At 58.8% G+C, this 13,352-nt stretch carries 12 protein-coding genes; 5 read left to right on the top strand and 7 right to left on the bottom strand.

Features of this window, described 5'->3' with window-relative positions; translation table 11 throughout:
- The 3 genes from glmS to AC2FLE_RS01565 are packed head-to-tail and all read left to right on the top strand — an operon-like array spanning position 1 to position 3,056.
- Positions 1-1,821 (top strand): glutamine--fructose-6-phosphate transaminase (isomerizing), encoded by a 1,821-nt coding sequence (gene glmS / locus AC2FLE_RS01575; protein WP_496694858.1) that lies wholly within the window; start codon positions 1-3, stop codon positions 1,819-1,821.
- A gap of 3 nt (positions 1,822-1,824) precedes the next feature.
- Complete coding sequence (locus AC2FLE_RS01570) at positions 1,825-2,370, top strand: pyridoxamine 5'-phosphate oxidase family protein (RefSeq protein ID WP_496694857.1); 546 nt, start codon at positions 1,825-1,827, stop codon at positions 2,368-2,370.
- Positions 2,367-3,056 carry a DNA alkylation repair protein gene (locus tag AC2FLE_RS01565; RefSeq protein WP_496694856.1) on the top strand — a complete coding sequence of 230 codons (690 nt, stop codon included), beginning with the start codon at positions 2,367-2,369 and terminating at the stop codon, positions 3,054-3,056. Before AC2FLE_RS01570 ends, AC2FLE_RS01565 begins: the two co-directional genes overlap by 4 nt.
- Here the strand turns inward: AC2FLE_RS01565 and AC2FLE_RS01560 are convergent.
- Complete coding sequence (locus AC2FLE_RS01560) at positions 3,044-3,460, bottom strand: hypothetical protein (protein WP_496694855.1); 417 nt, start codon at positions 3,458-3,460, stop codon at positions 3,044-3,046. The genes AC2FLE_RS01565 and AC2FLE_RS01560 overlap by 13 nt on opposite strands.
- A gap of 90 nt (positions 3,461-3,550) precedes the next feature.
- On the opposite strand from AC2FLE_RS01560, the gene moaA reads away from it, so the two are divergent.
- Together moaA and AC2FLE_RS01550 are read left to right on the top strand one after the other, a co-directional pair.
- Positions 3,551-4,558, top strand: coding sequence for a GTP 3',8-cyclase MoaA (gene moaA, locus AC2FLE_RS01555; RefSeq protein WP_496694854.1), 1,008 nt, complete (start codon positions 3,551-3,553; stop codon positions 4,556-4,558).
- A 1-nt stretch (position 4,559) separates the two neighbouring features.
- A complete protein-coding gene (locus tag AC2FLE_RS01550) occupies positions 4,560-5,876 on the top strand; it encodes a 3-deoxy-D-manno-octulosonic acid transferase (RefSeq protein WP_496694853.1) in 1,317 nt (438 codons plus the stop codon).
- 37 nt (positions 5,877-5,913) lie between these two features.
- Here AC2FLE_RS01550 and AC2FLE_RS01545 read toward each other — a convergent pair whose 3' ends face one another.
- The 6 genes from AC2FLE_RS01545 to AC2FLE_RS01520 all read right to left on the bottom strand — a co-directional run bounded on the left by AC2FLE_RS01545 (position 5,914) and on the right by AC2FLE_RS01520 (position 13,252).
- Positions 5,914-7,077: a M20 aminoacylase family protein gene (locus AC2FLE_RS01545; RefSeq protein ID WP_496694852.1), complete on the bottom strand. Its 1,164-nt coding sequence runs from the start codon at positions 7,075-7,077 to the stop codon at positions 5,914-5,916.
- Between the two features lie 15 nt (positions 7,078-7,092).
- Positions 7,093-8,241 carry an MFS transporter gene (locus AC2FLE_RS01540; protein ID WP_496694851.1) on the bottom strand — a complete coding sequence of 383 codons (1,149 nt, stop codon included), beginning with the start codon at positions 8,239-8,241 and terminating at the stop codon, positions 7,093-7,095.
- A 68-nt stretch (positions 8,242-8,309) separates the two neighbouring features.
- Positions 8,310-9,587: a DUF3422 family protein gene (locus AC2FLE_RS01535; RefSeq protein ID WP_142634941.1), complete on the bottom strand. Its 1,278-nt coding sequence runs from the start codon at positions 9,585-9,587 to the stop codon at positions 8,310-8,312.
- Positions 9,588-9,695: 108 nt separating this feature from the next.
- Positions 9,696-10,052: a VOC family protein gene (locus tag AC2FLE_RS01530; RefSeq protein WP_142634943.1), complete on the bottom strand. Its 357-nt coding sequence runs from the start codon at positions 10,050-10,052 to the stop codon at positions 9,696-9,698.
- 160 nt (positions 10,053-10,212) lie between these two features.
- Positions 10,213-11,667, bottom strand: coding sequence for an NAD(P)(+) transhydrogenase (Re/Si-specific) subunit beta (locus AC2FLE_RS01525; protein ID WP_496694850.1), 1,455 nt, complete (start codon positions 11,665-11,667; stop codon positions 10,213-10,215).
- A 13-nt stretch (positions 11,668-11,680) separates the two neighbouring features.
- Complete coding sequence (locus AC2FLE_RS01520; RefSeq protein WP_142634946.1) at positions 11,681-13,252, bottom strand: Re/Si-specific NAD(P)(+) transhydrogenase subunit alpha; 1,572 nt, start codon at positions 13,250-13,252, stop codon at positions 11,681-11,683.
- Positions 13,253-13,352 lie beyond the last annotated feature (100 nt).

The following is a 13,352-nucleotide window of genomic DNA, read 5'->3' as shown; positions in this document are numbered from 1 at the left end:
ATGTGTGGGATTGTAGGCGTATTGGGCAAGCACGAAGCTGCCCCTATCCTGGTCGAGGCCCTAAAACGGCTGGAATACAGGGGGTATGACAGTGCAGGCATTGCTACGGTCAATGGCGGATCCCTGGGTCGGCGTCGGGCTGTAGGCAAGCTGGTAAACCTCAGCGACCTGCTGGTGCATGACCCGCTTCCGGGTAAATCCGGTATCGGCCATACCCGCTGGGCCACCCATGGCGCGCCGACAGTTTCGAATGCGCATCCCCACCGGGCCGGGCCGGTTGCCGTTGTTCACAACGGCATCGTTGAAAACTATCGGGAGCTGCGGACAGAGCTGGCGGAACACGGGATCGGGTTCGAAACCGAAACCGACACGGAAACCGTCGCCCTGATGGCCGAACATTACCTCAAATCGGGGCTGCCCCCGGTTGAGGCCGCCTATAAAACCATCGACCGGTTGGTCGGCGCATTTGCCCTGGCCTTTCTGTTTGACGGCGAAGATGACCTGATCGTAGCCGCGCGCAAAGGCTCGCCACTGGCAATCGGGCACGGGGACGGAGAGATGTTTGTCGGCTCGGACGCCATCGCGCTAGCGCCGCTGACGGATCGCATCACCTATCTGGAAGAAGGTGACCGTGCGGTTCTGACCCGCACATCGCTGGAAATCCGCAACGAAGCAGGTGAGCTTGCCAATCGCGAAACCCGCAAGATCAAAGTGGATCACAGCCGCGCCGACAAGGCCGGGCACAAGCATTTCATGGCCAAGGAAATCGCGGAACAGCCGATTGTGGTTGCCGAGGCGATCCGGTCCTACCTGCCCTCTGCCGGGGATCAGGTCGTTCTGCCGGGGGATCTGGATTTCACCAAGCTGGACCGTCTGACGATGGTCGCTTGCGGGACTGCTTTCTACGCCTGTTTGACCGCCAAATACTGGTTCGAGCAACTTGCCAGAATACCGGTCGAAGTCGATATCGCCAGCGAATTTCGCTATCGTGAACCTCCGATCCCGGAACGCACTATGGCGCTGTTTGTCAGCCAATCGGGTGAAACCGCCGACACGCTGGCCGCCCTGCGGTATTGCGACGGCAAAGCGGACAAGGTCGTCTCAGTCGTCAATGTTCCAGAAAGCTCGATCGCACGTGAAAGCGACATCGCCCTGCCGATCCATGCCGGGGTCGAGATTGGCGTCGCCTCGACCAAAGCATTCACCTGTCAGCTGAGCGTGTTGCTGATGCTGGCGCTCAAGGCTGCCGAGGACCGTGGCACGTTGAGCGACGAGGAACTTGCCGATCACGCCGCCGCGTTGCGCGGGCTGCCTTCGGTGCTGAACACCGCGTTGGATCAGAACCGGGCCATCAGGAAATCCGCCCAGCGCTTGTCCGAGGCGCGCGATGTTCTGTTTCTGGGACGCGGCCTGATGTACCCGCTGGCGATGGAAGGGGCGCTGAAACTCAAGGAAATAAGCTATATCCATGCCGAAGGTTATGCTTCGGGTGAGCTAAAGCACGGCCCCATTGCCCTGATCGATAAACACATGCCCGTGGTGGTTCTGGCCCCGCGAGACACGGTGTTCGACAAAACCGTGTCGAATATGCAAGAGGTCATGGCACGCAAGGGTAAAGTCATCCTGGTGTCCGATGATGACGGCATCGCCGAGGCCGAAGACGGGGTCTGGAGCACGATCCGCATGCCGCATGTGCACCCCAGCCTTGCACCGATCCTCTATTCGGTGCCCGCTCAGTTGCTGGCCTATCATACGGCGGTGGCCAAGGGTACGGATGTGGACCAGCCGCGCAATCTGGCGAAATCCGTAACGGTGGAGTGACACATGTCCAAGAAATTTCCGGCGCTGGATGACGCCCATCGCAAGTTTATCGAGGATCAGCATCTGTTCTTCGTCGGCACCGCCGGACCTGAAGGACGGGTCAATATCTCTCCCAAAGGGATGGACTCGCTGCAGGTACTGGGGCCCAATCGGATTGTCTGGATGAACCTGACCGGCAGTGGCAATGAAACCGCCGGGCATTTGCTGGAGGTCAATCGCATGACCCTCATGTGGTGTTCCTTCACCACACGCCCGCTGATCCTGCGGACCTATGGCACCGCGCGTACATTGCATGCCGGGGATGAGGGCTGGGACGCGTTGGCCGGGCTGTTTCCCGACCACCGCAGCGCCCGCCAGATCTATGACCTTGCGATTGACATGGTTCAGACCTCTTGCGGATATGCCGTACCGTTCATGGAATACCAGTCCGAACGGGACACGATGCAGAAATGGGTCGACGGTAAGTCCGATGACGATATCCGCGATTATTGGGTTGAGCGGAACCATCAGACGATCGACGGCAAGCCAACACGCGCTGCGGACCAATGACGCCCGTCACCTATCTTGACCAGATCCGGGCCCATGCCGACCCCGAGCGCGCCGTGCAGATGGCGGCTTATCACAAGGTCGAACGCCTCTATCTGGGCGTTGCAAATCCGGTTCTGAACGACCTGACCAAACTATGGCGACAGGAACTGGACGTTGCTGCGCGGGTGGATCTGGCTGACGCCCTCTGGCAGACCGATATCCACGAGGGCCGTCTTGCCGCAGCCAAGTTGCTGACCCAAGCCCGTATCCGCCCCGATGAGGCTGCTTGGGCCTTGCTGCAAAGCTGGTTGCCGGATTTCGACGCCTGGGCGGTGGCAGATCACGCCTGTATGGCGATGCAGAAACGCTTGTCTGCGGACCCGGCGCGGTTGGATCAGGTCGAAAGCTGGACAGCGTCAGACCATATGTGGACACGGCGCGCCGCGCTGGTCGCCACCCTGCCCTGGACCAAGCAGAACCACCCTAAGCCAGAAGACCTGAACCGGCGCGACCGTATTCTTGGCTGGGCAGCGGGTTATGTGTCTGACCGTGACTGGTTCATCCAGAAAGCCGTTGCCTGGTGGCTGCGTGAGTTGTCGAAACATGACGCGGACCGAGTGGTTAACTTTCTGCGCGACCATAGTGCGGCCATGAAGCCCTTTGCTCGGCGTGAAGCTGGCAAATATCTGAAAGGTCAGTTGGAATAAACTTCCAGCTCGACAAGTTCGTCATAAGGCAAAAGCAGCGCCCGCATCGCATCCAGCGACAGCCTGCTTCCACTGCCTTGGGGCCCACGGGCCGGGACCAGCGTGATATAGGCCTGCGCCCCTGTTCTGGGCACGACAACGCGACCCGTGAACTCTGTCTCGACCAAAGGCGTTTCCATCCAGCGTCCCGGCGTTGTCGGGTCACCTAAGCTGGCAATGGTGGTCTTGGCGCCAACCCAACCTGCGGCGGTTGCGGGGACCGGAACGGATTCGGTGACGTCTGCTTCCGCGGCGACCTCTGGTTCAGCCGCAGGTTTGTCGCGACCGAAAACCCGATCAGTTGTCGAGCGGACAGTGTCACAGCCCGCAACAAGGATACAAATGGTCAGCAGAGCGTATTTCATGGCCTGAACTTAGCCCCCCTCACAGGACTGTGCCAGCACAAAGCACAGTTCAGGCTTGTCGCAGGCCAGTCGCCGCTTTACGTATGACGCATGACAGCTCCGCTTATCGACCCGTTCGCACGTGCCATCACCTATCTCCGCGTCTCCGTTACGGATCGCTGTGATTTTCGCTGTGTTTACTGCATGTCCGAAGACATGAAGTTCCTGCCGAAAAAGGACCTGCTGACGCTGGAAGAGCTGGACCGTATGTGCACGACCTTCGTGAAGATGGGCGTGGAAAAGCTGCGCATCACCGGGGGCGAGCCGCTGGTCCGCCGAAACATCATGTCATTCTTCAATGCCATGACCCGGCATCTGGACAGCGGCGCGTTGAAAGAGCTGACGCTGACAACCAATGGCTCGCAACTGCACCGCTTTGCTGACGATCTCTATGCGGCGGGCGTGCGCCGGGTGAATGTGTCGCTGGACACGTTGGATGATGAGAAATTCAGCCAGATCACCCGTTGGGGCCGGTTGAAACAGGTTCTGAACGGAATTGATACTGCCCAAAAGGCTGGCCTGCGGGTCAAGATCAACGCTGTGGCCCTGAAGGGGTTCAACGAGGCCGAACTTCCAACAATCACCCAATGGTGCGCTGAGCGCGACATGGATCTGACCTGGATCGAGGTGATGCCGATGGGCGATATCGGGAACGAGAACCGTCTGGATCAGTACTGGTCGCTCAAGGATGTCCGCAAGGAATACGAAAGCCACTATACCGTGTCCGATCTGGCAGAACGCACTGGTGGACCCGCGCGATATGCGCGGCTTGAAGAAACGGGCCAGAAGATCGGCTTTATCACACCGCTGTCGCATAATTTCTGCGAAAGCTGCAATCGCGTCCGCCTGACCTGTACGGGTGAGCTGTATATGTGTCTGGGGCAAGAGGACATGGCCGATCTGCGTGCCCCCCTGCGAGATCATCTCGATACCGAGGTGCCGCTGGAACAGGCCGTCCGCGCGGCGATAAATCTTAAGCCCAAAGGTCACGACTTCGACTATTCCCGCCAGGCGGTCGACGGCAAGATGAGCCGCCACATGAGCCATACGGGCGGCTGACATGACCGCCCCCTCTGGCCAGCCGACGCTGCTTTACCGTTTGTATTGCAGCCTGACCGCCGTTGCTGCACCTTTGGCTTGGCGCACCGTGCGCAAGAAACTCCTGGCGGCAGATGTCCCGACAATTCGTCAGCATGAAAGGCTCGGCCATGTCAGCCTACCACGCCCCAAGGGCCGATTGATCTGGTTCCACGCTGCAAGTGTGGGGGAAACCCTGTCGGTCATCAGCCTGATCAAACGGCTGGGTGAACGCCTGCCGGATGCCCAGTTCCTGGTGACCTCGGGCACCCCAACTTCGGCGGCACTGATCGAAAAACGGATGCCACCCCGTACGCGACACCAGTATCCGCCGCTGGACACCGCAGGGCCGGTCCGGCGATTTCTGGATCACTGGCGCCCCGAAGCCGGAGTATTTGTAGAAAGCGAAATCTGGCCACGCCTGATCGTTGACGCGGCTGGACGGGGAATCCCTCTGGCCCTGTTGAATGCCCGCCTGTCAGAGAAATCCGTCGAAGGTTGGAAAAAACGGCCGCAAACCGCACGATTCATTTTGGACAATTTCAGCCTGTTCCTGACCCAGAATGGCAAAACCGCCGCTAATCTGGTGGACATGGGGGCTGTGGCGGACCGCGTGCAACCGGGAACCAACCTCAAAGCGATGTCCGATCCGCTTCCGGTCGATAATTCTGTGCTGGAAGACATCCAGACCCAGATTGCAGGGCGTCCTGTGTGGATCGCCAGCTCGACCCATGCCGGAGAAGAAGAGATTGTTCTGGCCGCCCATGCGAAATTGTTGGAGCGCTGGCCCAACCTTCTGCTGCTGTTGATCCCGCGCCACCCCGAACGCAGGCAGGATGTGGCCGCGCTGTTGAGACAGGCCGGTCAATCCGCAGTTTTCCGAACATCGGAGAGGCGGATTGAAACTGAATCACAGGTCTATGTTGCCGACACACTGGGCGAGACCGGCACGTGGTATGCGCTGTGCCCAATCGTATTTCTGGGCGGTTCGCTGCACGAGATCGGCGGCCATAACCCGTTCGAACCCGCTCAGGCCGGGGCGGCAATAATAACCGGTCCCGGATACTTCAACTTTGCCGAGACCTTTGCGCCGCTCATCGAAACCGGTGGCGCGGTTGAGGTGAACTCGGCGCAGGCCCTGGCAGACGCGGTCGCGGTTTGGCTCAGCGATCAGGACGCGCTGGATACAGCGCGCGATGCCGCAAAATCCTGCGTCAACACGCAGAATTCCGCGCTCGATTCCATTGTCGAGACCCTGTGCGACCGGCTTGACCTGAAGACCAAACCTTCATCTGGTTAAGGGCATTAGGGGCAGCGCAGGTGCCTGCCCCTTGGGGTCAAGCCGCTGGCATCCTTTGCTCCACGATTTCGGCCCACCAGCTGCATCCCGCGGGGATAGCTTCATCGTTGAAGTTGTATTCAGGATGGTGAACCGCAGCGGTATCCCCATTACCCACCAAAATATAGGCGCCCGGACGCTCTTCGAGCATAAAGGCGAAATCCTCGCCGCCCATGATCAGCGGAGCCTGGTCACAATCGCCCGAGACAGACCGCGCCACCTGGGCTGCGAAATCGGTTTGATCATCGCTGTTCACCATTACCGGATATCCCCGGTAATAGGTCACCTCAACCGCTCCTTCAAATGTGGCGGCCACTCCGGTGCAGATCTCGGTCACGCGCTTTTCGGCCATATCCCGCATGTCCCGGCTCATTGTACGGACCGTACCGCGCAGCTTTACAGTCTGAGGGATCACGTTGAATGCGGTTGAAGAGGTTTCGAAGGAGGTCACCGAAACAACCACCTGATCCACCGGGTCAGCGTTTCGCGCCGCGATGGTCTGGAGCGCCAGAACCGCCTGCGCCGCCATCACAGTTGTATCCACGGTTTCATGCGGCTTGGCTGCGTGGCCGCCCTTGCCTTCAAAAACGATGTCGAACTGATCAGTAGCTGCGAAAAACGCGCCAGGACGGATGGCGAAACTGCCCACCGAACGGCCGGGCCAGTTATGCATTCCGTAGACTTCCTGAATGCCCCAGCGGTCCATCATCCCGTCTTCACACATCTCACGACCACCGCCGCCACCTTCTTCGGCAGGTTGGAAAATGACCACCACTGTCCCGTCAAAATTCCGCGTTTCCGAAAGGTATTTCGCCGCCCCCAACAACATCGCAGTATGACCATCATGGCCGCAGGCGTGCATCGCCCCATCGGTATTCGAGGCATAGTCCAATCCGGTCGCCTCATGGATCGGCAGCGCATCCATATCGGCACGCAAACCGATAACCTTGCCGCCCGTGTCCGCCTTGCCCTTGATCACACCCACCACGCCCGTTCGGCCAATTCCGGTGACCACCTCATCGCAGCCGAACTCTTTCAGCTTTTCCGCCACCAGCGCACTGGTGCGATGGGTTTCAAACAGGATCTCTGGATTTTGGTGGATATCACGCCGCCATTCCGTGATTTCACTCTGCAGTTCTGCGAACCGGTTTTTGATCGGCATGTGTATCTCCCAAAATCATCGTTCGTCGCTGTCACCGGGACGCAACGCGCCTGACAACAGGACAATGAAAACAGCCAGCGGCAGCAAGGCCATGAATGCAAGACGCAATGTAAGCATCTCTGCCAGAAACCCAATAAGGGGCGGGCCAATCAACAACCCGCCATACCCTAATGTGGCCACGCTGGCGATGGCTTGACCAGGCGGGACATGCGGATCATTTGCCGCCCTGCTGAACGCAAGCGGCATGATCACTGCATATCCAAGCCCCATCAGTCCAAACCCAACCAGAGCAATCCCGGCATCATAGGCCGATACCACAGCCAGCACCCCCAAAGCGGCGCTTACCCCTCCGAAACGGGCCGTCGCGGTTGGTCCGAACCGCGCGATCACGACACCACCCACCAGACGGAACGCGACCATTGTCACCGAAAAGACTGCATATCCCAGCGCTGCGACGCTTTCGGGCGCACCAGTCACATCCCGCAGGAAAATCGCGCTCCAGTCCGCGACGGCCCCTTCACCCAATGCCCCGCACAGGGCAATAAATCCGACAAGTATCAACGCACCCGACGGAAGTGCAAATATCGCCCCGCCCGCGGCCACAACACGGTGCGAATTCCACTGCACGCGGGACAGAGCCAGTGTCAGCCCAACTACGATGCCACCGGCCAGTAAAAAGTGCTGTGACACCGTCAGGCCCATCTGTATCGCACCAAATCCGCTCAGCGCTCCCAGACCGGCCCCCAGGCTCCACATCGCGTGAAAAGACGACATAACGGGCCTGTCATAAGCGCGCTCAACCTCTGCTGCCCAGGCGTTCATCGCCACATCCATTGAGCCGTGGAAGGCCCCGAATACGAACAGGAAAAACGCCAATGCCCAAAAGCTTCCGGCAAAGGCCAGCAGGATAAGGGATGCGGTATAAAGAATGGCGATGATCCGTGTGATCACCACAGCCCCGAACCGATCCGTCAGACGTCCGGTAACCGGGAACGAACACACAGCCCCAGCCGCCATGAACAGCAAGCCGTAGCCAAGCGCTTCGTGCGACAGGTCCAGGTGATCCCTGACTGCGGGAATACGCGAGGCCCAGATCCCAAACAAAGCGCCGTTCAAAATGAACATGGCCGCCACGGCCCGCCAAGCGGCCATAATTCCGATCACGTATTTTCCTTTGCTCCGCGCCCGCCCCTGTCAGTTCTACAGCCTTGGGAAGGTTTAGCAAACGCGGATTAGGCCAACCGCTTTCGTATATGCCTGATACCCAGCCAGACACACAGGACAACCGGCAAGGTTGCCGCCGCGGTCAGCATCCCCTTGCTGATCCCGGTGGCGGTCAACGGGTACAACAGATAGCTGGCCAGTGAGACCGCATAATAGCTAATCGCCACCACGGAAAGCCCCTCGACTGTGTGCTGCAACCTCAGGGCCAGATCAGCACGGCGGTCCATACTTTCCAGCAAGGCCTGATTCTGGGCGCTGCGTTCCACATCTACCCGGGTCCGCAGCAACTCACCCCCCCGGATCGCCCGGTCGGACAAGGTCTGCAGCCGACTTTCCGTGGCTTTCACTGTCCGAATTGCGGGCTCATACCGGCGCATCATGAAATCGGCAAAGGACTGACGGCCCTCGAACCTTTCCTCGCGCAATACTTCGATCCGTTGGTTCACGATGGCTTCATAGGCCCCGGTAGCCCCAAAGCGAAATGCGCATCGGGCAGAAAGCGTTTCCAATTCGATGGATGTAGACAGCAGATCCGGCAGTAGTTCGTCAGGATGCGCCGAGTTATCTGTCATCTGCCCCATAAGCCGGGTCAGCTTTCCATCCAGCTCTCCGATTTTCGGCATCAGTTGCTTGATGCGAGCAAAGCCCAACATGGACATGGCCTTGTAGGTTTCGATCTCGCACAGGCGCTGGATGATGCGTCCGGTTCGGCGCTGTCCTGTTCCCTTGGTCACGAAGAGCGCGAACCGCATATGCCCAGCCGGATCAATCCGAAAGTCACTGGCACAAATCGCAGCATCATCCAGCACGCGCGCAACCGCAAGGCTTTCGGGTTCGAACCATTCGGCCAGCGCGGCTTTTACCGCCTCATCATCTGGTCTTTCAGTCACCCGAACCATGGCCGAGGTTATCCTCTGGCCCGGGCTGGCCATCAGCCAATCAGGTGGGAAAGCCTCAAAATCAGCGGGGTTGAAGGCCCGGTCACTGACATTCCGGGTGATCGCCGTATAGGTCACAAATTCCGTGTGCTGCTCCCACTTGAGCCAGTGACGGCCGATCTGACCCGCGTAATGCGTCGCGTCCGGCTGCGGGTGCTGCGCACCGTGACGGTCCAGAAGATTGACCAGATGGGCTATGTCTTCGCTCCGGTCCCGCGCAACCGCCGCCACGGGTTTCTTGATGGCCAAAAACGCAACGGTGCATGGCGTCGAGGCCACGGGAAACGGGCGCGCATGCAGCTCGTTGGCCAGCGAATAGCGCAGTGGATGATCGTCGATCGGCGTCATTGAATGCTCCGGCGTTGTCCGGCGCACTATACGACAGTTCAAAAATACATCAATTATCTTTTTATTTCAATAGCTTACATGGATACTACGGTATACAAACCCCTTATGTCATTGATTTGGCTGCCACAGTTCGATTGGGTTGCCCTCAGGGTCGTGAATACGTGCGAATTTTCCAACCTCGCTATCCCATTCCGGATTGGTCTCGACGGCAATGCCTGCGGCTTGCAACTGGGTCGTCATGGCAGACAGATCGTCAACCCGAAAATTGATCATCCACTGCTGCTCGGCGCGGCCAAAATAATCGGTGTCCTGCGCAAACGGGGCAAAGACCGTATAGCCTTCGCGCTGTTTCCAGGGGACGGGATCGTAATGATGAACGCCAAGATGGGTCTCGTACCAATCCCGCAGCGCTTCCGGATCTCTGGCGCGAAAAAACACGCCACCTATGCCGTTGACCTTTTCCATGGGGCACCTCCTAGTCTCTCTTTAATAGCCCAAGGATACCACATTCCGTCCGCCTCATCTGGCCAGAAATTTCCTGGAGGCTTGGGGGCAAAGCCCCCAACATGACAAACAAGAAAAGGGCGCCCGAAGGCGCCCTTTGCATTTTGGTTAAGGCTTTAGATCAATCGATCATCGGCAGCAGCTTGTCCAGCGACTGTTTCGCGTCGCCATAGAACATGCGGGTGTTCTCTTTGAAGAACAGCGGATTTTCGATACCCGAATACCCCGTACCCTGACCACGTTTGGACACGAACACCTGCTTGGCCTTCCAGCATTCCAGAACCGGCATACCGGCGATCGGGCTGTTGGGGTCTTCCTGCGCTGCAGGGTTCACGATGTCGTTCGAACCGATGACGATGGCAACATCCGTTTCCGGGAAGTCCTCGTTGATCTCGTCCATTTCCAGAACGATGTCATACGGCACCTTGGCCTCGGCCAGCAGAACGTTCATGTGGCCCGGCAAACGACCGGCAACCGGGTGGATCGCAAAGCGCACATTCTTGCCCTGCGCCCGCAGCTTGCGAACCAGTTCGGACACCGATTGCTGTGCCTGCGCCACGGCCATGCCATAGCCCGGAATGATCACCACGCTGTCGGCGTCATTCAGGGCTGCGGCAACACCGTCGGCCTCGATTGCAATCTGCTCGCCTTCGACAGCCATCTGCTCACCTTGCGGACCACCAAAGCCACCCAGGATCACACTGACAAAGTGCCGGTTCATCGCCTTACACATGATGTAGGAGAGGATCGCACCGGACGAGCCCACCAGAGCACCGACCACGATCAGCAGGTCGTTGCCCAGCGAAAAGCCGATGGCCGCAGCCGCCCAGCCTGAATAGCTGTTCAGCATCGACACAACCACCGGCATGTCGGCACCGCCGATGCCCATGATCAGGTGATAACCAATAAACAAGGCGGCCAGCGTCATCAGGAACAGGGGCAGGAATCCGCCCGTGGACGTGTACCAAACCAGACAGATCAGCGAGAGCCCCGCCGCAGACGCATTCAGCGCGTGACCACCGGGCAGTTTGGTTGCCTTCGATGTGACCTTGCCAGCCAGCTTGCCATAAGCCACGACCGAACCGGTAAAGGTGATCGCGCCGATGAAGATGCCCAGGAACAGTTCCACGTGCAGGATTGCCAGCTCTGCCGCTGTCTTCTTGGCGATCAGCTTGGCAAACGCGCCCAGGTCGGAAAGGTCGACGTCTTTTGCGGCATCAACAACCGCAAAAACTTCGGCGACATTCTTGATTTCAAAATGCGCGTTGAAACCTACGAACACAGCCGCCAAACCAACCAGCGAATGCATCGCAGCCACAAGCTGTGGCATCTCGGTCATCTGGACGCGCTGCGCCACATATTGACCGATCAGACCACCACCTATGATCAGCAGCAGTGACAGCAGCCACAAGCCCGAACCGGGGCCGACCAGCGTGGCGAAAACCGCCAGCGCCATACCGACGATGCCATACCAGACAGCGCGCTTGGCGCTTTCCTGGTTCGACAGACCGCCAAGCGAGAGGATAAACAGAACAGCCGCAACAACGTAGGCGGCAGTGGTGAAGCCATAATCCATGTGCCCGGCCTCCTTAAGATTTCTGGAACATGGCAAGCATGCGCCGAGTTACGAGGAAGCCACCGAAGATGTTGATCCCGGCCATGAATACGGACAGAGCCGCCAGCAGAATAACCAGGAACGACCCGGATCCGATCTGCATCACTGCGCCAACGATGATGATCGACGAGATAGCGTTGGTGATCGCCATCAGCGGTGTGTGCAGGCTGTGTGCAACGCCCCAGATCACCTGGAATCCCACGAAGATCGCCAGCACAAAGACGATGAAGTGCTGCATGAAGCTGGCCGGAGCAATCAGACCGATCAACAGCATTAGCGCACCGCCGATACCCAGCAAGGTGAACTGCTGTTTGGTTTGCGCCTTGAAGGCCGCAACTTCCTGCGCCTTTTTCTCCTCCGGGGTCAGCTCCCTGACCTCAGGCTTTTTCTGAGCGGCAATCGCCTGAACTTTCGGCGGCGGTGGCGGGAAGGTGATTTCACCTTCATGCGTCACGGTTGCGCCGCGGATCACGTCGTCTTCCATGTCATGGTTGATCTGACCGTCCTTTTCAGGCGTCAGGTCTGTCATCATGTGACGGATGTTGGTTGCGTAAAGCGACGAAGACTGCGCCGCCATCCGGCTGGGGAAATCGGTATAGCCGATGATGGTCACGCCATTATCGGTCACGATCTTCTCGTCAGCAACGGTCAGCTTGCAGTTGCCGCCTTTTTCCGCCGCAAGGTCCACGATCACCGAACCCGGTTTCATCGCTTCGACCATGTCCTTGGTCCAAAGCTCAGGCGCTTCGCGGTTGGGGATCAGCGCCGTAGTGATGACGATGTCCATCTCCGGAGCAAGTTCGCGGAACTTGGCCAGCTGTGCCTCGCGGAATTCATCGGACTGAACACTCGCGTAACCGCCGGTTGCCGCGCCGTCCTGCTGGTCTTCTTCGAAGTCCAGATAGACAAATTCGGCGCCCATGGATTCAACCTGCTCGGCCACTTCGGGGCGCACGTCGAACGCATAGGTGATTGCCCCCAGCGAGGTCGATGTCCCGATCGCGGCCAGACCGGCCACACCGGCACCTACGATCAGGACCTTGGCAGGCGGTACTTTACCAGCAGCCGTCACCTGACCGGTGAAGAACCGGCCAAAGTTGTTACCCGCTTCGATCACCGCGCGGTAGCCCGCGATGTTGGCCATCGACGACAGAGCGTCCATCTTCTGGGCACGACTGATACGCGGCACCATTTCCATGGCGATCACGTTGGCGCCCTTGGACTTGGCGGCCTCCATGCCCTTTTCATTCCCTGCAGGGTTGAAGAACGAGATCAATGTCTTGCCCTTGGCAAGACGCTTCAGCTCGGTTTCATTTGGCTGACGTACCTTGGCGACGATGTCGGCGGCTTTCCACAGCGCCGCCGCGGTTCCGATAACCTCGACACCCGCCTCTTTATATGTGGCGTCCGAGAACCCGGCCGCAGCGCCGGCCCCTTTCTCGATCAGGCACTCATACCCGAGCTTTTGCAGTTGACGGGCTGAATCCGGAGTCATCGCGACCCGGTTCTCACCGTCAAATGTTTCCTTTGGCGTTCCAATCTTCAACGGCGCGTCCCCCTAATTTTCGGTCAGTTCGCAAGGATAGTTGGCATTCTATCTGAAGAACCAGTTTTAACTGCGCAAGATTATTTCGCAAGCGCAGCAT

The organism is Ruegeria sp. CDSA077, assembly GCF_059612265.1.
Note: the sequence above shows the minus strand (reverse complement) of the source record. Positions and strands in the feature narration are given on the sequence as shown.